Raw genomic sequence first — 21,924 nt, 5'->3', positions numbered from 1 at the left:
AGGGGGTCAGAGAGTGGTTTGCAGGCCGATGACCGTGCGTGGCATCGGCACGAAGCCCGGCAGCGCCTCGATGCGTGCGAGCCAGGCGCGCACGTTGGGGTAAGGCTCGAGCGAGACGTTGCCCTCGGGGGCGTGGGCGATGTAAGAGTAGTTGGCGACGTCAGCGATGGTTGCGTGGTCGCCCACCAGGAAGGGCGACTTGGCCAGTTCGGCATCGACCACTTTGAGCATGGCGTGGGCGCGGCCTATGACTTCATCGGTGTTGAACGACGCGCCGAATACGGTTACCAGGCGCGCCGCAGCAGCGCCGAAGGCCAGTGGCCCGGCTGCGACCGACAGCCAGCGCTGCACGCGGGCGGCGCCGATCGGGTCCTGGGGCAGCCAACGCTCACCGCCGTAGGCCTTGGCCAGATACACCAGGATGGCGTTGGAGTCGGCGATGACCGTGCCGTTGTCGTCGATGACCGGGACTTGGCCGAAGGGATTCAAGGCCAGGAACTCCGGTTGTTTATGCGCCCCTTTGGCCAGGTCGACGAACACCAACTCGGTGGGCAGTTCGAGCAGCGACAGCATCAGCTCGATGCGGTGGGCGTGGCCGGACTTGGGGAAGTTGTAGAGCTTGATCGGGGTAGACATTGGCTTGGCTCCAGGTCAGCGCCGGGATGGGCTGGTGGAGGACATGCTGCGCTGATTCGGCTGACAGCAGAATCCGTGCGGTGGGGAAACCATAATTTCGCATGGCGAAATAATCCTCGATACATCACCGGCCTTGTCGCCGGCAAGCTACCTCCAGATGGAGCTCGATGCTTCGACAATCACCCATTGCCGCTTGGCTACCGCCACGCCTAGAATGCAACCCATTCTCAACAACTAACCAGCCTGCCCCATGTCCCCGGATCGCGCCCCCGTCCAGCAGCTCTACCGCAACCATCACAGCTGGTTGCAAGGTTGGCTGTACCGTCGAGTCAACGACCGTTGCGACGCCGCGGACCTGAGCCAGGATACCTTCGTCAAACTCCTCACCCACACGCCCCCCACAGAGTTGCGCGAACCGCGTGCTTACCTCGCCACCATCGCTCGCCGCCTGTTGCTCAACCTGTACCGACGCCGCTCACTGGAGCGGGCCTACCTTGAAGCACTGGCCAGCCTGCCCGAGGAGCAAGCCCCCAGCGCCGAATACCACGCGGCGGTGCTGGAAGCCCTGCATTTGGTCGACCAAGTGCTTGCCCGACTGCCAGCCAAGGCGCGTCGGGCGTTCCTGATGTCACAGCTCGAAGGCAGCAGCCAGGAAGAAATCGCCCTGAGCATGGCGGTGTCCGTGCGCACGGTGCAGCGTTGGCTGTTGCGGGCCTATGAGGAATGCATCGTGCTGGGCTCAGGAGAATGGGCATGACTTCGCGACCGGTTTCCCGTCCCGTGGCTCAGGAAGCCGCACGCTGGTTCCTGCGCCTGCAAGGTGGCGGCACTGATCAAGAGCTACGGGAGTGCGCTGCATGGCGGGCAGCGCATGCCGACCATGAGCGGGCATGGCAGCTTGCGGCACGCTTCAGCGCACAGGTGCAGACAATTCCTCCGGACATTGCCCGCTCTACCTTGCAACGGCCTGGGCCAATGGGCAGGCGCACAGCGCTGAAGTGCCTGACTTCCATGGTGGTGCTCGGTTCACTCGGCGTGGCGCTGTCGCGCAACGGTACGCTGGACGAGCTGATGGCAGATGCCAGCACCGGTGTCGGCGAGCAACGCCAGCTGACCCTGGACGATGGCACTGAACTGCTGTTGAACACCGACACTGCGGTGGACATCCGCTACAGCGCCGACGAGCGCCTGCTGGTGCTGCGTCGTGGCGAGCTGTATATCAGCACTGGCAAGGACCCGCGGCCGATGCGGGTGCGCTCGACCTGGGGGACCTTCCAACCGCTGGGTACACGTTTCAGCGTGCGCCAGTACGACAACCATGACCTGCTCAACGTCGTTGAAGGTGCCGTCGCCGCGGCGGCAACAGCTGGCACGACCCTGCGCATCGAAGCTGGGGAGCAAGCCAGGGTAAGCGGTGCCCAGGTCATAAAGTTGAATGGCGCACCAGCAGCAGTGGACTGGACCCAGGGTGTGCTGCGGGTGGAACGGATGCCGCTAGCGGCATTCGTCGCCGAACTGGGGCGCTATCGGCGCGGCTGGTTGCGTTGTGCACCTGAGGTGGCCGGCGTGCAGGTGTCCGGTACCTTCCAGCTGAATGATACCGACGCGGTGCTGGCCGCACTGGCCATGGCATTCCCGGTTCGGGTGCGATATGCCACGCGCTACTGGGTGACTCTCCTGCCTGCATCAGCCTGAGCGCTGGCTGGTTCGGCGCATGCAATTGATGAAACAAGCCATGTCGTGTTTCACGACGCTCACGTGTCCTCTTCCTGAAATCCACACTTCACGCCTTCAGGAAGCCTCCATGCGTATGCGCCTCACCCTGCTCGCCAGCTTCATCGCCTCGCCCCTTGCCTGGGCCGAAGACGACCGCCAGTACACGATCCCCCCCGGCCCTCTGAGCCAGGCCCTGGCCGAATTCGCCGCCCAGGCCGGTATCACCCTGCCCCTGGACCCAGCCATGCTCGGCGACCTGCACAGCCCTGGACTGCAAGGCGATGTGGGCACGGCCCAGGGCTTCGAGCTGCTGCTGCGCGATACCCCCCTGGAGGCGGTGCCACACAGCAACAGCACCTACACCCTGCGCCGCAAACCCAGCTCCAGTGCCCTGCACTTGGACTCGACCAACGTCAATGGATTGCACGATACACGCCAGTCGGCAATCGGCCCGCTGACCGGCTACAAGGCCTCGAACAGCAGCGTCGGCACGAAGACCGACGCCCCGCTGCGCGACATCCCGCAATCCATCCAGGTGGTGCCGCGTCAGGTGCTGGAGGACCAGCAAGCCAACAGCATGGCCGACGCCCTCAGCAACGTCAGCAGCATCCAGCGTGGCAACACCCATGGCGGCAGCGTCGAGAGTTTCATCGTGCGTGGCTTTCAGGGCACCACCTATGCCATTGACGGAGTACTGACCAATTCGTTGACGGTGCGCCCGGAAATCCTTACCGACCTGGCGGGCGTCGAACGCATCGAAGTGCTCAAGGGCCCTGCCTCAGTACTTTACGGTCGGGGTAATCCAGGCGGGCTGATCAACGTGGTAACCCGCAAACCGACCCTCGTGCCGGAAGCCCAGGTCAAGCTGCAGGCTGGCTCCTATGACTACCAGCGAGGGCAAGCCTGGGTCAGCGGACCACTGTCTGTCGAGCACGGGCTTGCCGGCAGCCTGGCGATGGCCTACCAGACCGAAGGCAGCTTCCGTGACCAGTACCGCGACAGCCATCGCCGCCACTTCGCCCCTACGCTGTCGTGGACAGCCAACGAGCGAACCCGCCTCGACATGGGCCTTGAGTACACCGAGACCGACGCCCAGTACGACCGTGGCCTGCAGGTAATCGGCGACCGTGTTGACTCACGACACAAGGTGTTTCTCGAAGAACCTTGGTCACACAGCAACAGCGACAAGACTGCCGCCTGGTTCAAGCTTGAACATGACCTGAACGATTGGCTGACCCTGCGTCAGGTCACCCGCTGGGACCACTCCAACAAGAGCATGCTGAACATTTCCCAGCGCACCCTGCAGGCCGACGGCCGAACCCTTGTGCGCCGAGCCACCGATTTCGACGAAGAACAACGCTCGCTGAGCGCCCAGTTCGAAGCACTGGCACGCTTTGCCACCGGCGGCTTGGGCCATCAGGTGCTGGCCGGTGTGGAAACGATCAAGGGCAAGCGCAGCGTGACCATGCTTCGCGCCAACGTCGCCGCGCTGGACATCTGGAACCCGGTGCACGGCGCGCAACCCGGCCCCTTCAGTTTCGGCGAGGATTCGCGTTTCGACCAAGAGAGCTACGGCCTCTACCTGCAAGACCAGATCGACTTGAACGAACAATGGAAGCTACTGCTGGGCGTACGCTGGGACCAGATCAAACAGCGCAACCGCAACTACAGTGCCGACGGCAGCCATACCGACATCGATATCGACCCCTCCGACACCTCGCCGCGTGCCGGTCTGGTCTACCAGCCCAATGAGCGGCTGGCGTTGTATGTCAGCTACAGCACTTCGTTCGCCCCGCAGAACCGTCTGACTCGAGACGGCAGCGTACTTGACCCGGAGACTGGCGAGCAGTTTGAGGTGGGCGCGAAATACGACCTCATCCCCGATCGGTTGTCGGCCACATTGTCGGCCTTCGAGATCCGTCGCGAGAACCTGGCCGCCAACGATCCTCTGGACAACAGCTATTCGATCCAGACCGGCGAGCAGCGGGTACGAGGCATTGAACTGGACGTCAGTGGCGAGATCAGCGATGGCTGGAACGTGATTGGCAATATTGCCGTACTGGATGCCAAGCTGGTCGAAGATACCCGATACGAGGAAGGCAACCGCCTGGAAGGTGTGCCGGTGGTCAGCGGCTCGCTGTGGTCGACCTACCAGCTGCAGGACGGCACCCTGCAGGGGCTGGGCTTCGGTGCTGGGGTTTTCTTCGCAGGCAAGCGCTACGGCGACCTGGCCAACAGCTACAGTGCCAGCGGCTACGCGCGGCTGGACATGAGCCTGTTCTACGACATCGACGAACATGTGCGGCTGTCGCTGAACGCGCGTAACGTGCTGGACAAGGATTACATCGAGACCATCGCCAGCTCGGGGAATTACGCGGGAGAGCCCGCTTCGCTGGTGGCGACGGTCAGTGTGGGGTTCTGAGGTGGGTTGAGCGTTGAGCTCAATGCGGCCTCGACTCAGTGCCGTTGTTGCTTCTGATAACGGTACAACCCGCGGGCGGCTTCGACTACCTGTGGCACACAGGCCTGCAATTCGTCGAAGCTCATCGAATCGAGCAGCTCGAAGTTGTCTTCCAGCCCGTGCAGAGAAATGGCCTTGAGCAGCTGATCCTGCTCGGGTGGCAACTCGCTCCATTCTGCGACTTGGGTGCCGCGCATGTAGCCAAAGCACCACTCCTCCATGATGATCGCCGCGCCCTCCTCGCCTTCGCTCTCTTCGAACAGCGGTTCAAAGTGATCGACGTTATCTGCCAACTCTTCTGTCACCTGATGGGCATAACGCAGCATCAGCGCGGTATAAGCTTCTTCCTGAGCTTGGCTCTTGAACTTCGGCACTTTGCCGCCAGCGACGGCTGGCAACCATTGTTCGGGGGTGACCGCGACCGGGGAGCTGGCCAGGGCGGTGAGGAAGCCGTTGAGTTCGGCGAGGTTCAGCACCGAGTAATCGTTGCCGTAGGTGATCAGCAGGTCTTCGAGGCGGTCGAGTTCTTTGTCGCTGAGCGGGGGGAGCATGTGTGGGTGTCCTGGGGTGAAGATTTGCGTGCACCCTAGCACATGGGGAAATGGATCGAGGGGATTTGTTGTTCGCAGAAAAACAATCGCCGGCAAGCCAGCTCTCACAGGGTCATGCACAGGCCATGAGGCCGGTGAAATACCTGTGGGAGCCGGCTTGCCGGCGATTAGGCTGTTACGCCTTAGACCGCCAGCGCACGCTCACGCAGTTCGCTGTTGAGGATGCGGTCGTTCTCGCTGTAATCGACCGGGCAGTCGATCACGTGCACGCCCGGGGTCTTGATGCAGTGCTCGAGCAGCGGCAGCAGGCCTTCGGCGCTTTCCACGCGGTGGCCGTTGGCACCGTAAGCTTCGGCGTACTTGACGAAGTCCGGGTTGCCGTAGTCCAGGCCGAAATCGGTGAAGCCCATGTTGGCCTGCTTCCAGCGGATCATGCCGTAGCCATCGTCACGCAGGATCACCACGGTCACGTGCATGCCCAGACGCACAGCGGTTTCCAACTCCTGGCTGTTCATCATGAAGCCGCCGTCGCCGCACACGGAAATCACCGGACGGTCCGGGTGCACCAGATGCGCGGCCATGGCCGATGGCAGGCCGGCGCCCATGGTCGCCAGGGCGTTGTCCAGCAGAACGGTGTTGGGCTTGTGCGCCTTGTAGTTGCGAGCGAACCAGATCTTGTAGATGCCGTTGTCCAGGGCGACGATGCCTTCGGACGGCAGCACGCGACGGATGTCGGCCACCAGGCGCTGCGGGTAGACCGGGAAGCGGTCGTCGTCGGCGCCTTCGGCGATCTGCGCTTCGTTGGCTTCACGGATGGCCATCAGGCGGGTGAAGTCCCAATGCGAGGTGTCGCCCAGGCCTTCGGCAATCTGCCAGACGGCGTTGGCGATGTCACCGATCACTTCGACCTGTGGGAAGTACACGGCGTCGACTTCGGCGGAGCGGAAGTTGATGTGGATGACTTCAGTACCGCCGCGGACCATGAAGAACGGCGGCTTCTCGATCACGTCGTGGCCGATGTTGACGATCAGGTCGGCCGCTTCGATGGCGCGGTGGACGAAGTCACCGGAAGACAACGCAGCGTTGCCCAGGAAGCGCGGGCTGCGCTCGTCGACCACACCCTTGCCCAGCTGGGTGGTCACGAACGGGATGCCGGTCTGGTCGACCAATTGCTTGAGGACCTTGGCGGTCATCTTCCGGTTGGCACCGGCACCGATCACCAGGATCGGGCTGCGGGCGGTGCGCAGTTTCTCGATAGCAGCTTCGATGGCGACATGCTCGGCCAGCGGACGGCGGTGCAGGCTGCGAGGAATCGGCATGGCATCGGTCTGCTCTGCAGCGATGTCTTCCGGCAGCTCCAGGTGCACGGCGCCCGGCTTCTCTTCCTCAGCAAGACGGAAGGCTTCACGCATGCGCGACGGGATGTTGTCGGCCGAAGCGAACTGGTGGGTGTACTTGGTGATGGGGTCCATCATGCCGCACACGTCGATGATCTGGAAGCGGCCCTGCTTGGACTTCTTGATCGGCTTCTGGCCGGTGATCATCATCATCGGCATGCCGCCCAGGTAGGCGTACGCACTGGCGGTTACCAGGTTGGTCGCACCAGGGCCCAGGGTCGACAGGCTGACGCCGGTCTTGCCGGTCAGACGGCCGTAGGTCGCGGCCATGAAGCCCGCGGACTGCTCGTGGCGGGTCAGTACCAGCTTGATCTTCGACTTGCGCAGGGATTCCAGCAGGTCGAGGTTTTCCTCACCAGGAATGCCGAACACATACTCGACACCTTCGTTTTCCAGGCATTGCACAACGACATCGGCGGCCTTGGCCATCTTGCTTGTAACCTCAAGTGATAGGACGGTGAAAGTCCAGAAATGCGCAGCACGGTACGCTGGCATCGCTCTATCCGGGGGCCAGGAGTGCCCCGAACCTAAGCCTTGACGTAGGCAAGGTGCGGGAAAGTCACTTCACTGGACGGTTAATAATGTCGCACCTTGAGGTTTATGAACAGCAATAATGGACTAACAGCAATTAGACGGTGGTCTATGCGCCGAAACGGCTCTTGAGTATGAGCGCCAGAAAGACAAAACCCCTACCTGCATGCGCAGATAGGGGTTTTGCGAAATGAATCTTGACGATGACCTACTCTCACATGGGGAAACCCCACACTACCATCGGCGATGCATCGTTTCACTACTGAGTTCGGGATGGGATCAGGTGGTTCCAATGCTCTATGGTCGTCAAGAAATTCTGTAGCCAGAATGTCTTAGGAACACTCTTGGCGAATTCGGATATGCGATATTTGTGGTTCTTTAATTTGAAGCGTGCGAATTTTCGGTTCTTTCGTCTTCACCACCGCAATCTGCGTCAGCAAATTGCTTGGGTGTTATATGGTCAAGCCTCACGGGCAATTAGTATTGGTTAGCTCAACGCCTCACAGCGCTTACACACCCAACCTATCAACGTCGTAGTCTTCGACGGCCCTTTAGGGGATTCAAGATCCCAGTGAGATCTCATCTTGAGGCAAGTTTCCCGCTTAGATGCTTTCAGCGGTTATCTCTTCCGAACATAGCTACCCGGCAATGCCACTGGCGTGACAACCGGAACACCAGAGGTTCGTCCACTCCGGTCCTCTCGTACTAGGAGCAGCCCCTCTCAAATCTCAAACGTCCACGGCAGATAGGGACCGAACTGTCTCACGACGTTCTAAACCCAGCTCGCGTACCACTTTAAATGGCGAACAGCCATACCCTTGGGACCGGCTTCAGCCCCAGGATGTGATGAGCCGACATCGAGGTGCCAAACACCGCCGTCGATATGAACTCTTGGGCGGTATCAGCCTGTTATCCCCGGAGTACCTTTTATCCGTTGAGCGATGGCCCTTCCATACAGAACCACCGGATCACTAAGACCTACTTTCGTACCTGCTCGACGTGTTTGTCTCGCAGTCAAGCGCGCTTTTGCCTTTATACTCTACGACCGATTTCCGACCGGTCTGAGCGCACCTTCGTACTCCTCCGTTACTCTTTGGGAGGAGACCGCCCCAGTCAAACTACCCACCATACACTGTCCTCGATCCGGATAACGGACCTGAGTTAGAACCTCAAAGTTGCCAGGGTGGTATTTCAAGAATGGCTCCATGAGAACTGGCGTCCCCACTTCAAAGCCTCCCACCTATCCTACACAAGCAAATTCAAAGTCCAGTGCAAAGCTATAGTAAAGGTTCACGGGGTCTTTCCGTCTAGCCGCGGATACACTGCATCTTCACAGCGATTTCAATTTCACTGAGTCTCGGGTGGAGACAGCGCCGCCATCGTTACGCCATTCGTGCAGGTCGGAACTTACCCGACAAGGAATTTCGCTACCTTAGGACCGTTATAGTTACGGCCGCCGTTTACCGGGGCTTCGATCAAGAGCTTCGCTTGCGCTAACCCCATCAATTAACCTTCCGGCACCGGGCAGGCGTCACACCCTATACGTCCACTTTCGTGTTTGCAGAGTGCTGTGTTTTTAATAAACAGTCGCAGCGGCCTGGTATCTTCGACCGGCATGGGCTTACGGAGCAAGTCCTTAACCCTCGCCGGCGCACCTTCTCCCGAAGTTACGGTGCCATTTTGCCTAGTTCCTTCACCCGAGTTCTCTCAAGCGCCTTGGTATTCTCTACCCGACCACCTGTGTCGGTTTGGGGTACGGTTCCCAGTTATCTGAAGCTTAGGAGCTTTTCTTGGAAGCATGGCATCAACCACTTCGTCGCCTAAAGGCAACTCGTCATCAGCTCTCGGCCTTGAGATCCCGGATTTGCCTAAGATCTCAGCCTACCACCTTAAACTTGGACAACCAACGCCAAGCTGGCCTAGCCTTCTCCGTCCCTCCATCGCAATAACTGGAAGTACAGGAATATTAACCTGTTTTCCATCGACTACGCTTTTCAGCCTCGCCTTAGGGACCGACTAACCCTGCGTCGATTAACGTTGCGCAGGAAACCTTGGTCTTTCGGCGTGGGAGTTTTTCACTCCCATTGTCGTTACTCATGTCAGCATTCGCACTTCTGATACCTCCAGCAAGCTTCTCAACTCACCTTCACAGGCTTACAGAACGCTCCTCTACCGCATCACCAGAGGTGATACCCGTAGCTTCGGTGCATGGTTTGAGCCCCGTTACATCTTCCGCGCAGGCCGACTCGACTAGTGAGCTATTACGCTTTCTTTAAAGGATGGCTGCTTCTAAGCCAACCTCCTAGCTGTCTAAGCCTTCCCACATCGTTTCCCACTTAACCATGACTTTGGGACCTTAGCTGACGGTCTGGGTTGTTTCCCTTTTCACGACGGACGTTAGCACCCGCCGTGTGTCTCCCATGCTCGGCACTTGTAGGTATTCGGAGTTTGCATCGGTTTGGTAAGTCGGGATGACCCCCTAGCCGAAACAGTGCTCTACCCCCTACAGTGATACATGAGGCGCTACCTAAATAGCTTTCGAGGAGAACCAGCTATCTCCGAGCTTGATTAGCCTTTCACTCCGATCCACAGGTCATCCGCTAACTTTTCAACGGTAGTCGGTTCGGTCCTCCAGTCAGTGTTACCTAACCTTCAACCTGCCCATGGATAGATCGCCCGGTTTCGGGTCTATACCCAGCGACTAAACGCCCTATTAAGACTCGCTTTCGCTACGCCTCCCCTATTCGGTTAAGCTCGCCACTGAATATAAGTCGCTGACCCATTATACAAAAGGTACGCAGTCACCTAACAAAGTAGGCTCCCACTGCTTGTACGCATACGGTTTCAGGTTCTATTTCACTCCCCTCTCCGGGGTTCTTTTCGCCTTTCCCTCACGGTACTGGTTCACTATCGGTCAGTCAGTAGTATTTAGCCTTGGAGGATGGTCCCCCCATGTTCAGACAAAGTTTCTCGTGCTCCGTCCTACTCGATTTCATTGATAAGAGATTTTCGTGTACGGGGCTATCACCCACTATGGCCACACTTTCCAGAGTGTTCCACTAATCTCAAACCAACTTAAGGGCTGGTCCCCGTTCGCTCGCCACTACTAAGGGAATCTCGGTTGATTTCTTTTCCTCAGGGTACTTAGATGTTTCAGTTCCCCTGGTTCGCCTCTTGCACCTATGTATTCAGTACAAGATAACCAGCTTATGCTGGCTGGGTTCCCCCATTCAGAGATCTCTGGATCACAGTCTGTTTGCCGACTCCCCAAAGCTTATCGCAGGCTACCACGTCTTTCATCGCCTCTGACTGCCAAGGCATCCACCGTATGCGCTTCTTCACTTGACCATATAACCCCAAGCAATCTGGTTATACTGTGAAGACGACATTCGCCGAAAATTCGCATGTTGCTCAATTAAGAGCAGAACTCACAAATTTTACCTTAGCCTGATATCCACCAGTGAAAGTGGCTATCAGTCTATATCTATCACATATCCGAATTTTTAAAGAACGATCTGACAAAAGTCAGAAATCAACATTCGATGCGAATGCTCATTTCCGAGTTCTGATCAGGAACAACATTAGATCCCTATGGGATCTTGATCGTCTTCTACAATGAATCAAGCAATTCGTGTGGGAGCTCATCAGCAGGCTGATGTCGTCGATTAAGGAGGTGATCCAGCCGCAGGTTCCCCTACGGCTACCTTGTTACGACTTCACCCCAGTCATGAATCACACCGTGGTAACCGTCCCCCCGAAGGTTAGACTAGCTACTTCTGGTGCAACCCACTCCCATGGTGTGACGGGCGGTGTGTACAAGGCCCGGGAACGTATTCACCGCGACATTCTGATTCGCGATTACTAGCGATTCCGACTTCACGCAGTCGAGTTGCAGACTGCGATCCGGACTACGATCGGTTTTGTGAGATTAGCTCCACCTCGCGGCTTGGCAACCCTCTGTACCGACCATTGTAGCACGTGTGTAGCCCAGGCCGTAAGGGCCATGATGACTTGACGTCATCCCCACCTTCCTCCGGTTTGTCACCGGCAGTCTCCTTAGAGTGCCCACCATAACGTGCTGGTAACTAAGGACAAGGGTTGCGCTCGTTACGGGACTTAACCCAACATCTCACGACACGAGCTGACGACAGCCATGCAGCACCTGTGTCAGAGTTCCCGAAGGCACCAATCCATCTCTGGAAAGTTCTCTGCATGTCAAGGCCTGGTAAGGTTCTTCGCGTTGCTTCGAATTAAACCACATGCTCCACCGCTTGTGCGGGCCCCCGTCAATTCATTTGAGTTTTAACCTTGCGGCCGTACTCCCCAGGCGGTCAACTTAATGCGTTAGCTGCGCCACTAAAATCTCAAGGATTCCAACGGCTAGTTGACATCGTTTACGGCGTGGACTACCAGGGTATCTAATCCTGTTTGCTCCCCACGCTTTCGCACCTCAGTGTCAGTATCAGTCCAGGTGGTCGCCTTCGCCACTGGTGTTCCTTCCTATATCTACGCATTTCACCGCTACACAGGAAATTCCACCACCCTCTACCGTACTCTAGCTCGCCAGTTTTGGATGCAGTTCCCAGGTTGAGCCCGGGGCTTTCACATCCAACTTAACGAACCACCTACGCGCGCTTTACGCCCAGTAATTCCGATTAACGCTTGCACCCTCTGTATTACCGCGGCTGCTGGCACAGAGTTAGCCGGTGCTTATTCTGTCGGTAACGTCAAAACAGCAAGGTATTAACTTACTGCCCTTCCTCCCAACTTAAAGTGCTTTACAATCCGAAGACCTTCTTCACACACGCGGCATGGCTGGATCAGGCTTTCGCCCATTGTCCAATATTCCCCACTGCTGCCTCCCGTAGGAGTCTGGACCGTGTCTCAGTTCCAGTGTGACTGATCATCCTCTCAGACCAGTTACGGATCGTCGCCTTGGTGAGCCATTACCTCACCAACTAGCTAATCCGACCTAGGCTCATCTGATAGCGCAAGGCCCGAAGGTCCCCTGCTTTCTCCCGTAGGACGTATGCGGTATTAGCGTTCCTTTCGAAACGTTGTCCCCCACTACCAGGCAGATTCCTAGGCATTACTCACCCGTCCGCCGCTGAATCAAGGAGCAAGCTCCCGTCATCCGCTCGACTTGCATGTGTTAGGCCTGCCGCCAGCGTTCAATCTGAGCCATGATCAAACTCTTCAGTTCAATACTGCTTGGGTTTTTAAGAAACCCTAAACTTGGCTCAGCAATCTCAAATGACTATGTGATTTCTCGCATGGCCACTTGTGATGCTGATAATCTTTGTGACTATCAGTCCGTACTCACAAGCACCCACACGAATTGCTTGATTCGATTTGTTAAAGAGCTGTTGGTTAAGAGTGTTTCGTCTAAACCGAGGCGCGCATTCTACGCTTTCCTCATTTGCTGTCAAGCGTTTATTTTGAAGTTTTTTCGAAGCTGCTTTCTTTCAAAAGCGTTCAACTTCAACAACTTACCGCTTGCCTCACTGCGTTTGTCGCTGCGAGGTGGCGAATAATACGCGGTTTGAAATCAGAGTCAACACCTTGATCTGAAAAAACTTTCGAATGCCGTTCCTCGCCTTCTGCGCAACTAATGAAGGCGTATTCGATCAGTAGAGAAATACCCCGTGGAGCGAGGCGGCCATGAGCGAGGAACAAAGCGACAAGACCCCCGGCCTGTCAGCGGACGAGGAGCAGGAGGTCAGCCAGAATCAACCGCCCCGCGCGGCGGTATTGCACGAGATCATTCGTTTCCAGGGCGACCAGGAACTGGAGCGCACGTTGGCCGCACTGTGGTGGTCCGCCCTGGCCGCCGGGCTGAGCATGGGCCTGTCCCTCATGGCCATGGGCCTGTTCTACGCCAGGCTGCCAGAGGGCGACAGCGCCCAGGTAGTCGCCAGCATTGGCTACAGCGCAGGCTTTCTGGCAGTCATCCTGGCGCGCCAGCAATTGTTTACCGAAAACACCCTGACCGCCGTACTGCCAGTAATGACCACACCGACCCTGGCCAACCTCGGGCGGCTGCTGCGCTTGTGGGGCGTCGTGCTGCTGGGGAATCTGGCCGGCACGCTGCTGGTGGCCTGGGTCATGCTCGAACTGCCGATTTTCGATAGCAAGACCGACGTGGCCTTCCTGGAAGTCGGGCGCAAGGTCATGAAGAACGATGTCAGCCAGATGTTCGCCAAAGGCATCGTCTCGGGCTGGATGATCGCCACCATGGTGTGGATGATCCCATCCATGGAACACGCCAAGATCTGGATCATCCTGATGATCACCTACCTGATGGCGCTGGGCGACTTCACCCATATTGTCGTGGGTTCGGTGGAGGTGTCCTACCTGGTCTGGGCCGGGGAGCAGACCTGGCACAGTTTCTGGCTGCACTTCGCACTGCCGACGTTGACCGGCAATATCATCGGCGGCAGTTTCATCTTTGCCCTGATCAGCCATGCCCAGGTACGAAGCGACAGCGGCAAGCCCCCCTCACAACTGTTGAAGGAGAAACAGCAGCCCCCTGGGAAAACGCCGGCCAAGTCGTGACCCTCAGCGGCTGGCCACCGCGCGTTCTGCCGCCCTGCCCTGCTCGCGCACCGGCCTTGGTTGCCACCAGTTCTGCCCGGCGTGGGGTGAGTCGATACTGACACGCTCGCCCATCTGAGGTGTGCACAGGCGCACCTGCGCGGCCGAACTGAGCGAAAGAATGCGCTCGAACGGTTCTTGCCAGGCATGGATGGACAGGTCGAACGTGCCATTGTGAATCGGCAGCAGCCAGCGCCCTCGCAGGTCGAGGTGCGCCTGCAGGCTTTGCTCGGGCTGCATATGCACGCTCGGCCAAGCCACGTTATAGGCGCCGGTTTCGATCAGGGTCAGGTCGAAGGGGCCGAAACGCTCACCAATCTGACGAAAGCCGTCGAAATAGCCGGTGTCACCACTGAAGAACAGTTTCATCTGTTCATCTATCACCACCCAGGACGCCCACAATCTGCGATTGCTGTCGAACAGCCCGCGCCCGGAAAAATGCTGAGCGGGTGTCGCCACAAACCTTACGCCATCAACTTCGGTTTCCTGCCACCAATCCAGTTGCGTGACTTTCTGCGCTGGCACGCCCCACTCCATCAGCAGATCACCCACGCCCAGTGGGGCCAGAAACCGCTCGGCACGCGGGGCAAGCTGGCGTATTGCCTGTTCGTCGAGGTGGTCATAATGGTCATGGGACAGCACCACCGCAGCCAGCGGCGGTAACTCATCCAACCCCAAGGGCGGTGCATGGAAGCGCAGCGGACCTGCCCATTGCACCGGAGAGGCACGCTCGGCGAACACCGGGTCGGTAATGAAGAATCGCCCGCGCAACTTGATCAACACGGTGGAATGGCCCAGGCGCCAGAGGCTGTGATCGGGCGCGTCGAGCACCTGCTGCCGCGTCATGGCCTGCACACTGATGGGCGCTGCGGGTCGGGTTTCGGGCGGTTTGCGAAGCACCAGATACTTCAGGCCGATGCGCAACTTCTTCAACGCGCCGTCCTGCGGCAGGAGCACTTGATTGTGAAAGCGCCCGTCGCGCTGGGGAGCCGGCTCGCCGGCAGGGGTAGCCGTGGGATCCATGAGCAATAGCACTCCGAACACGAGGAAGGCCTTCATGTTACCCCACAGTGCTCGCATCAACTGTGAATTGGCTTGTAAGGTCATTTTTCCTCGATGAATTACTGTTCAACAATATTCATGCAACTTATGCGATAAACGGCGCTACAACAGAAGAACGACAGCCATCATGGACAACCGAAACGGCAAGGGACTCACTTTCGTCAGGCGCATCTACCTGCCGCGCATCATCGGCCTGGGTATTGGCTTGTTCAGTGTCATGGCTGCCATTGCGCCGCTCTCCCCGCCTGGTTGGGTCTGGCTGTTGCTGCTGTTCAATGGCCTGCTCTGGCCACATGTGGCCTATCATTGGGCACTGCGTTCAGCCAGTCCCTACAAGGCCGAACAGCGCAACCTGTTGCTCGACTCGCTGATGGGTGGGTTCTGGGCCGCGGCCATGCACTTCAACCCACTGCCCTGCGTCACCGTGCTGTCGATGATGACCATGAACAATGTAGCCGCTGGCGGCAAACGCATGGTCCTGCACGGCGCCCTGGCACAAGTGGCTGGCATGATCCTGGCCAGTGCGCTGCTTGGGTTCGGCCTGCAACTCGATGCCACTTCGCTGCAAGTGTACGCCTGCCTGCCAATGCTCACGCTCTATCCCCTGGCACTGGGCTGGGTGTGTTTTCAGCTCGCGATCAAGCTGGCCGACCACAAGCGCCGGCTAAGCGCCCTGAGCCTCACCGACAGCCTGACCGGGCTGCTCAACCACGGCGCCTGGAAAGACCTGCTGCAACTGCGCTTTCAGGCGTGCCGGACACTGCAGGTGCCTGCGGTTATCGCACTGATCGACGTCGACCACTTCAAGACCATCAACGACACCTTTGGCCATGTGGTCGGCGACTGCGTGCTGCGCCAGCTGAGCAGCGAGCTCAAGCGGAACCTGCGCGAGGACGACCAGGCCGGACGTTACGGCGGCGACGAATTCTGTGTGATCCTGCCCGCCACCAACGAGGCCCAGGCGTGCCAGGTCATGGAGCGCCTGCGAGAACGGGTGGGCAACTACCAGAATCCGCAGTTGCCGCACCTGAAGATCAGCCTGAGCATCGGCCTGGCCATGTTCAATACCGAGTTGGAGTCAGCCGAGAACTGGCTTGAACAGGCGGACAAGGCCTTGTACAGCGCCAAGCGCCAAGGCCGCAATCAGGTCAATTTTGCTCACGACAAAGCCACGACGCTGAAGCTGGCCTATCCTGATTGAACTTCCCGCAGGTTGGAGCGCGGGAGGACGGAGTTCATGAAGGAGTAGCTTGAAGGAGTCGTTCGCCCATGGCCAGGACCGCCACCCTTCCGCTCGCCACCCCCACCCCAGCCTTGCCGATGCGCCGCCTGATCGGCGGCTTCTGCGCGGTATTCGGCCTTGCCTGCCTGGTGACCCTTGGCGCGCTGTTCAACATCGCCGCCACCCTTGATCGCCAGGAGCTGCAAAGCAGTACTTTCCATGCCACCCAGGCCCTTGAGCAGCGCTTGCTGGCCTCACGGCAGTTTCTTTCCAGTTACGCAGTGTGGGACGCCGCTTACGAGCACCTGGCCGGGGTCGTGGACTGGCAGTGGGCATATGACGAGAAAAACGTCGGTGAGTCGCTTTACAGCGCCAGCGGGTACGAAGGGGTATTCGTGGTCGACGACCAGAGCACCCGCTATGCCCTGTTCAAAGGCAAGCCCACGCAGTCCAGCGCCGCCAGTTACATCGATGCGCCGCTGGCCGATATCATCTCCCAGGCCCGCAGCGCTGCCAGTGCGCGGGAGCAGATTACCCGCTTCGTCCTGTTCAACGGCTGGCCCGCCGTGTTGAGCGCAGCTGCCGTACGCCCAGACAGAGAGGTGCAAGACAGCGAAGTGCGTGAAGCGCCCGTGATGCTGTTCGTAGACCAGTTGACCGAAGACAAGCTGGCTCGGCTAGGCACGGGTGCCGGCCTTGCGAACATGCACATCGAAAAGGACGACCCAGGTTCGCAACCCAGCCAGCGCATCGCCCTGGGTGAAACCGGTTACCACCTGGCCTGGAACAGCCCAACACCGGGGCGGCAACTGCTCTGGGCCGTGCTGCCTCCACTGTTGTGTGCACTACTGGTACTGAGCCTGGTCATGCTTTACCTGTTCCGCCACGCCCTGCGCAGCTCCCGCGCCATCGACCAGAGCCTTGAGCGTCTGCAACAGAGCAATCAAGCCTTGGAGGCCAGCGAACAGCGTTTCAGGGCAGTGGCTGAAGCCGCTTCCGACTGGATCTGGGAGACCGACCGTCAGCAGCGCCTGACCTACCTGTCTCAACGCTTCGTCCATGTAACCGGCTACCCGGTCGACAGCTGGTTGGGGCAACCTATCAACCTGCTGCTGGCCTGCGACACCACGCCCCTGTCGACGTGGCTCGATGCTCAGGCCGATGCCGACCCCCAGCAATTGGCCAACCTGCGCTGTGCCTACCGCGACCACACCGGGCAGAATCGCTACTGTCGGATTTCGGCACGGGCGATCCTGTACGACGGCAAACCCTACGGCTTTCGTGGCACCGCCAGCGACATCACCGATGAAGTCGCGGCCCATGCTCGCATTCAGCACCTGTCGCTGCACGACCCACTGACCGGCCTGGCCAATCGCAACAAACTGTCCAGGCACCTTGAACAAGCGTTGCTGCAAGGAGGCGATTCCAGTTCGCTGACCTTGCTGTTGCTGGACCTGGACAATTTCAAACCTATCAATGATTCCCTCGGCCACGCCGCAGGTGACGCGGTGCTGCAAGAGGTGGCCACTCGGCTGCGCGATACCACTCGGGATGTCGATCTGGTGGCCCGTCTGGGGGGCGATGAGTTTGTCGTGGTGCTCGATGGCATCGATAACCGCAACGAAGTCGACCGCCTCTGTGCGCGCCTGATAGAACTGCTCAAGCAGCCGATCATGTTCGAGGAGCAACCTGTGCACATTGGCGTCAGCATGGGCATCGCCCAAGCCCGCACGCAAGGCTGCGATGCCGGTGAGCTGATCCGCTGTGCGGACATCGCGCTGTACCAGGCCAAGGCCGAAGGCAAGAGCACCTGGCGCTACTTCGCCCCGGAAATGAACCAGCAGATCCAGTACCGTCGCCAGCTGGAGAACGACCTGCGAAGAGCCCTGCGCAACGACGAGTTCCTGCTGTACTACCAGCCGCGCTACAACCTCAATGACATGCGCATCGTCTCGGTCGAAGCTCTGGTGCGCTGGCAGCATCCACAAGAGGGTCTGCTGGGCCCGGATACTTTCATCCCCCTGGCCGAACAAAGCGACCTCATAAACGCCCTTGGTCGCTGGGTCCTGCGCGAAGCCTGCAACACTGCCCACGGCTGGCCGGACGACCTGCTGGTCTCGGTGAACCTGTCACCCGCGCAGTTCCTGCGCAGCAATGTGGTAGCCGATGTGCGCCACATCTTGCTGGAAACCGGTTTCCCGGCCCAGCGTCTGGAGCTGGAAATCACCGAAAACGTCATGCTCAACGACATCGAAGGCGCCCTGGCCACCCTGCAGGCCCTCAAGGAACTGGGCGTGCGCCTGAACATGGACGACTTCGGAACCGGCTACTCCTCATTGGGCTACTTACGCACCTATCCGTTCGACAGCATCAAGATCGACAAGCGCTTCATCGCCGGCCTGAATAACCCCAGCGCCAGCGACCGTGCGGTGGTTCAGGCAATCATCAACCTGGGGCAAGCCATGGGGCTGACGGTCACCGCCGAGGGTGTCGAAACCGCCCAACAGCTCAAGGCCCTGGAGCATGACCGCTGCCATGAAGTGCAGGGCTTTTTCCTCAGTCGACCGCTGGACAAGGCCGGGTTCGAAGCGCTGCTGCACAAACCACCCGAGCAATCGCTCGATGCCTCTTGAACACCTCAGCGCAAACTGCGCTCGGCCATGATCTCAGGCAGGTCGCTGCGCCGCAGGTAGGTGCGCAGTGGCTCGCCGATGTTCAAGCGGTCATCGACATGCTGCTCGAGCAACAGGGCAAGACGCGCCCGACACAACGCCATGCGCTGGCCCTGCTCGGGCCGCCAGACGAACTCGCTGCAAGGAGTGATGCTGTCGTCGGCCACATCCATGCCGAACGAGTCTTCGGAAAAACGCACGATATGAATGCCGCGTTTGCCGTGGAAACCAACGAACCCTTTGAGCTGGTCGGCGGCGTTGCAGATGTCCTGGGAGGAAATGGCCATGTCGTAACCTCGCAAAATAATTGGAAGTGACGCACGCCTGGCGGGAAACGGTCGCCTCTGACGGGCAACGCGCAGCGGCCAGCCTAGCGCAACTCGCCAGGCGTTGGCCAAGGGTTTTCAGCTACGCGCATGATCGACTTGCGAAGCCAACAATGCCGCCAGCCAGTTCATGAACGCCTGAACCCGTCTCGGCACGTGCCGTTGCCGGGCATACAACAGTGACACAGGCATGGCTCGCGCCTGCCAATCGTGCAACACCGTCACCATGTCCCCCCGCGCAAGATGTTCCGCCACCCCCACCGCTGGCACCTGGATCAACCCCAGCCCCGCCAGGCAGGCGGCCGAATAGGCCTCGGCATTGTTGACCGTGATCACGCCGGCCATGGCCTGGTAATGCAACTGACCGTCGCGCTCGTACTCGAACCCCGCACTGCGCGCCCCCAGGTTTCGAACGTAATGGACCAGCTGGTGCCCGGCCAGGTCTTCGAGGCGATTTGGCATGCCATGGCGGGCCAGGTAGGCAGGGCTTGCACAGTTACACATGCTCAAGTGGCCGATTGGCCGCGCCACCACATCCAGGTCGCTCAAAGCGCCGATGCGCATCACGCAATCGAACCCCTCGCGCAACAAATCGACCTGACGGTCGGTGCAGCTGATTTCCACCTCCAGCCGGGGAAAGCGCGCCAGAAACTGCGGCAACGCCGGCACGATCACGCGCCGGGCCATCATGGTTGGCAAGTCGACCCGCAGACGCCCGGCCAGTTCGGCGTCATCCGCTCGGAACAGGCTCTCGATCTCGTCCATGCCCGACAGCAGGTCCTTGCTGCGCTCGTACAGCAGGGCACCATCCTGAGTGGCCTGCATTCGCCGTGTGGTGCGGTTGAACAGGCGGGTACCGAGTAGCCGCTCCAGGGCCTTTATCTGCTCGGAGACAGTCGAACGCGGCAGCCCCAGGCTTTCGGCGGCCAGGGTAAAACTATTGACCTCGCTCACCCGCACGAACGTGCGCAGCAACTCCAGTTTGTTCACGAAGGAAATCCCAGATTATTCGGAAACTCCGAACAGTATTTCCGGTTTCGCTGGATTTAACAGCAGATGGACGACCAATAACCTTTGTTCATCCGCCCCCCACGAGGAAATCGACATGACCCGCAAGATAGCCCTGATCACCGGCGCCAGCCGCGGCCTGGGAAGGAACACGGCCGAACACCTGGCTGCACGCGGCATCGACATAATCGGCACCTACCACAGCAAGGCGGACGAAGCCCGCGCAGTGACCGCCACCTTGGAACAGGCCGGAGTCAAGGCTGCCATGCTGCAACTCGACGTCAGCGACAGCAGCAGCTTCAGCGCCTTCGCCGAACGCCTGGGCGAAACACTGCGCCAGCAATTTGGTTGTGAACGCCTGGACTTCCTAGTGAACAACGCCGGGATCGGCCTGAACGTGCCGTTCGCGGAAACCACCGAGGCGCAGTTCGACCAGTTGCTGAACATTCAGCTCAAAGGGCCGTTCTTCCTCACCCAACAGCTACTGCCCCTGCTGGCCGACGGTGGCCGTATCGTTAACATTTCATCGGGCCTGGCACGCTTCGTACTGCCCGGCTACGCCGCCTATGCCGCCATGAAAGGTGCGATGGAGGTGTTGACGCGCTACCAGGCCAAGGAACTGGGTGCACGGGGTATCCGGGTCAACATTCTTGCCCCCGGCGCGATCGAGACCGATTTCGGCGGTGGTGTGGTGCGCGACAATCGCCAGGTAAATGACTTCATTGCCAGCAATACCGCCCTGGCGCGGGTCGGCTTGCCGGACGACATCGGCGCGGCCATTGCCCTGCTGCTTGAAGAGGGCAACGGCTGGATCACCGGGCAACGGCTGGAAGTGTCTGGCGGAATGTTCCTCTGACGGGGATATCAGATCACTGGTCGGCCTGGTCTTCATGCACCTGCACGCTGGCGGTCATCCCTGCGCTCAGGTGCACGCCCTCGGGAAGCTGGTCCAGGCGAATACGCACGGGTATCCGCTGGGCCAGCCGTACCCAGTTGAAGGTGGGTTCCACCTCAGGCAACAGCTGACTGTCCGGGTTGCTGTTACTGTCAGTGATACCCCGGCTGATGCTTTCCACATGCCCCAGCATGGCCTCGCCTGCGCCCATCAGCCAGACCTTCACCGTATCGCCCTCGCGAATGCGCGGCAGCTTGGTTTCTTCGAAGTAGGCCTGGATGTAGAAAGTCGAATCGTCGACCAGGGCCATCACCGCCTCCCCGGTGTTCACATAGTTGCCTTCGGCCAGGCGCAGGTTGGTGATATGCCCGCTGCGTGGCGCCCGGACTTCACTGCGCGCCAGGTTGATCTTGGCGACTTGCAACTGAGCCTCTGCCTCGCGCAGTTCGCCACGGGCGATGGCGGCGTTGATCTGGGCGTTCTCGCGCAGTTCGGCGCTGATCGCATCCGGGCCCAGCGCCGTGCGCCGCGCCGCCTCGCGCTCACGCAGGCGCACCTGCTGGGCACGCGTTTCGGCCACCGCGCTGGCCTGGTCGAACGCGGCCTGGAAGCGCTCGCGGTCGATGCTCATCAGCACATCGCCGGCCTTGACCTGCTGGTTGTCATGAACTTTCAGGCCACGTACCCAGCCGGACACGTCGGGGGCAATCACCACCACATCGGCACGGACTCGCGCATCCCGTGTCCAGGGGGTGAGCATGTAGTACTGCCACAGCTTGAAACCCGCGAGCACGGCAAGTGCCACCACGCAAAGGGTCACCAGGGTACGTACGACTGTACGCATCGACTCAAC

At 59.5% G+C, this 21,924-nt stretch carries 14 protein-coding genes and 3 rRNA genes; 7 read left to right on the top strand and 10 right to left on the bottom strand.

All coding sequences use genetic code 11. The annotated features are described in order from the left end of the window. Window positions 1-6 precede the first annotated feature (6 nt). Window positions 7-636: a glutathione S-transferase gene (locus tag PspTeo4_RS27635; protein WP_322366860.1), complete on the bottom strand. Its 630-nt coding sequence runs from the start codon at window positions 634-636 to the stop codon at window positions 7-9. A gap of 250 nt (window positions 637-886) precedes the next feature. Between PspTeo4_RS27635 and PspTeo4_RS27630 the strand changes: the two genes are divergently transcribed. The 3 genes from PspTeo4_RS27630 to PspTeo4_RS27620 all read left to right on the top strand — a co-directional run bounded on the left by PspTeo4_RS27630 (window position 887) and on the right by PspTeo4_RS27620 (window position 4,774). Beyond that, on the top strand, window positions 887-1,393 hold the full coding sequence (locus PspTeo4_RS27630) for a sigma-70 family RNA polymerase sigma factor (protein WP_322366859.1): 507 nt from the start codon (window positions 887-889) through the stop codon (window positions 1,391-1,393). After that, the gene (locus PspTeo4_RS27625; protein ID WP_322366858.1) at window positions 1,390-2,331 is read left to right on the top strand and encodes a FecR domain-containing protein; all 942 of its coding nucleotides are present in this window, start codon (window positions 1,390-1,392) and stop codon (window positions 2,329-2,331) included. The genes PspTeo4_RS27630 and PspTeo4_RS27625 overlap by 4 nt, the downstream gene beginning before the upstream one ends. Before the next feature lie 109 nt (window positions 2,332-2,440). Continuing rightward, entirely contained in the window at window positions 2,441-4,774 is a 2,334-nt protein-coding gene (locus tag PspTeo4_RS27620) for a TonB-dependent receptor (protein ID WP_322366857.1), read from the top strand. A gap of 35 nt (window positions 4,775-4,809) precedes the next feature. On the opposite strand, the gene PspTeo4_RS27615 is transcribed toward PspTeo4_RS27620, so the two are convergent. From PspTeo4_RS27615 to PspTeo4_RS27595, 5 genes are all read right to left on the bottom strand, one after another. Further along, window positions 4,810-5,364: a UPF0149 family protein gene (locus PspTeo4_RS27615; protein WP_322366856.1), complete on the bottom strand. Its 555-nt coding sequence runs from the start codon at window positions 5,362-5,364 to the stop codon at window positions 4,810-4,812. 182 nt (window positions 5,365-5,546) lie between these two features. Then, window positions 5,547-7,190 (bottom strand): acetolactate synthase large subunit, encoded by a 1,644-nt coding sequence (locus PspTeo4_RS27610; protein ID WP_322366855.1) that lies wholly within the window; start codon window positions 7,188-7,190, stop codon window positions 5,547-5,549. Window positions 7,191-7,487: 297 nt separating this feature from the next. After that, a 5S ribosomal RNA gene (rrf, locus tag PspTeo4_RS27605) occupies window positions 7,488-7,603 on the bottom strand. 145 nt (window positions 7,604-7,748) lie between these two features. Continuing rightward, a 23S ribosomal RNA gene (locus PspTeo4_RS27600) occupies window positions 7,749-10,640 on the bottom strand. Window positions 10,641-10,958: 318 nt separating this feature from the next. Continuing rightward, window positions 10,959-12,495: ribosomal RNA gene (locus PspTeo4_RS27595) — 16S ribosomal RNA — on the bottom strand. The 16S, 23S and 5S rRNA genes sit together here, the layout of an rRNA operon. 458 nt (window positions 12,496-12,953) lie before the next feature. Between PspTeo4_RS27595 and PspTeo4_RS27590 the strand changes: the two genes are divergently transcribed. Next, the gene (locus PspTeo4_RS27590) at window positions 12,954-13,847 is read left to right on the top strand and encodes a formate/nitrite transporter family protein (protein WP_322366854.1); all 894 of its coding nucleotides are present in this window, start codon (window positions 12,954-12,956) and stop codon (window positions 13,845-13,847) included. Window positions 13,848-13,850: 3 nt separating this feature from the next. On the opposite strand, the gene PspTeo4_RS27585 is transcribed toward PspTeo4_RS27590, so the two are convergent. Then, window positions 13,851-14,945: an MBL fold metallo-hydrolase gene (locus PspTeo4_RS27585; protein ID WP_322366853.1), complete on the bottom strand. Its 1,095-nt coding sequence runs from the start codon at window positions 14,943-14,945 to the stop codon at window positions 13,851-13,853. A 130-nt stretch (window positions 14,946-15,075) separates the two neighbouring features. On the opposite strand from PspTeo4_RS27585, the gene PspTeo4_RS27580 reads away from it, so the two are divergent. Together PspTeo4_RS27580 and PspTeo4_RS27575 are read left to right on the top strand one after the other, a co-directional pair. Next, window positions 15,076-16,149 (top strand): diguanylate cyclase, encoded by a 1,074-nt coding sequence (locus PspTeo4_RS27580; protein ID WP_322366852.1) that lies wholly within the window; start codon window positions 15,076-15,078, stop codon window positions 16,147-16,149. A 68-nt stretch (window positions 16,150-16,217) separates the two neighbouring features. Beyond that, window positions 16,218-18,803, top strand: coding sequence for an EAL domain-containing protein (locus PspTeo4_RS27575; RefSeq protein ID WP_322366851.1), 2,586 nt, complete (start codon window positions 16,218-16,220; stop codon window positions 18,801-18,803). Between the two features lie 5 nt (window positions 18,804-18,808). Here PspTeo4_RS27575 and PspTeo4_RS27570 read toward each other — a convergent pair whose 3' ends face one another. Beyond that, the gene (locus tag PspTeo4_RS27570; RefSeq protein WP_322366850.1) at window positions 18,809-19,129 is read right to left on the bottom strand and encodes a DUF2025 family protein; all 321 of its coding nucleotides are present in this window, start codon (window positions 19,127-19,129) and stop codon (window positions 18,809-18,811) included. A gap of 117 nt (window positions 19,130-19,246) precedes the next feature. Next, on the bottom strand, window positions 19,247-20,158 hold the full coding sequence (locus PspTeo4_RS27565) for a LysR family transcriptional regulator (protein WP_322366849.1): 912 nt from the start codon (window positions 20,156-20,158) through the stop codon (window positions 19,247-19,249). Window positions 20,159-20,273: 115 nt separating this feature from the next. Between PspTeo4_RS27565 and PspTeo4_RS27560 the strand changes: the two genes are divergently transcribed. Further along, window positions 20,274-21,032 (top strand): SDR family NAD(P)-dependent oxidoreductase, encoded by a 759-nt coding sequence (locus PspTeo4_RS27560; protein ID WP_322366848.1) that lies wholly within the window; start codon window positions 20,274-20,276, stop codon window positions 21,030-21,032. Between the two features lie 13 nt (window positions 21,033-21,045). On the opposite strand, the gene PspTeo4_RS27555 is transcribed toward PspTeo4_RS27560, so the two are convergent. Beyond that, a complete protein-coding gene (locus PspTeo4_RS27555) occupies window positions 21,046-21,915 on the bottom strand; it encodes an HlyD family secretion protein (protein WP_322366847.1) in 870 nt (289 codons plus the stop codon). Window positions 21,916-21,924: the final 9 nt, after the last annotated feature.

Source organism: Pseudomonas sp. Teo4 (assembly GCF_034387475.1).
In the GTDB taxonomy this organism is placed as follows: domain Bacteria; phylum Pseudomonadota; class Gammaproteobacteria; order Pseudomonadales; family Pseudomonadaceae; genus Aquipseudomonas.
This window is presented reverse-complemented; position numbering and strand designations above follow the sequence as displayed.

Coding starts and splice junctions, on each gene's coding strand:
- PspTeo4_RS27635 (WP_322366860.1), bottom strand. CDS start 636: ATGTCTACCCCGATCAAGCTCTACAACTTCCCCAAGTCCGGCCACGCC.
- PspTeo4_RS27630 (WP_322366859.1), top strand. CDS start 887: ATGTCCCCGGATCGCGCCCCCGTCCAGCAGCTCTACCGCAACCATCAC.
- PspTeo4_RS27625 (WP_322366858.1), top strand. CDS start 1,390: ATGACTTCGCGACCGGTTTCCCGTCCCGTGGCTCAGGAAGCCGCACGC.
- PspTeo4_RS27620 (WP_322366857.1), top strand. CDS start 2,441: ATGCGTATGCGCCTCACCCTGCTCGCCAGCTTCATCGCCTCGCCCCTT.
- PspTeo4_RS27615 (WP_322366856.1), bottom strand. CDS start 5,364: ATGCTCCCCCCGCTCAGCGACAAAGAACTCGACCGCCTCGAAGACCTG.
- PspTeo4_RS27610 (WP_322366855.1), bottom strand. CDS start 7,190: ATGGCCAAGGCCGCCGATGTCGTTGTGCAATGCCTGGAAAACGAAGGT.
- PspTeo4_RS27590 (WP_322366854.1), top strand. CDS start 12,954: ATGAGCGAGGAACAAAGCGACAAGACCCCCGGCCTGTCAGCGGACGAG.
- PspTeo4_RS27585 (WP_322366853.1), bottom strand. CDS start 14,945: ATGAAGGCCTTCCTCGTGTTCGGAGTGCTATTGCTCATGGATCCCACG.
- PspTeo4_RS27580 (WP_322366852.1), top strand. CDS start 15,076: ATGGACAACCGAAACGGCAAGGGACTCACTTTCGTCAGGCGCATCTAC.
- PspTeo4_RS27575 (WP_322366851.1), top strand. CDS start 16,218: ATGGCCAGGACCGCCACCCTTCCGCTCGCCACCCCCACCCCAGCCTTG.
- PspTeo4_RS27570 (WP_322366850.1), bottom strand. CDS start 19,129: ATGGCCATTTCCTCCCAGGACATCTGCAACGCCGCCGACCAGCTCAAA.
- PspTeo4_RS27560 (WP_322366848.1), top strand. CDS start 20,274: ATGACCCGCAAGATAGCCCTGATCACCGGCGCCAGCCGCGGCCTGGGA.
- PspTeo4_RS27555 (WP_322366847.1), bottom strand. CDS start 21,915: ATGCGTACAGTCGTACGTACCCTGGTGACCCTTTGCGTGGTGGCACTT.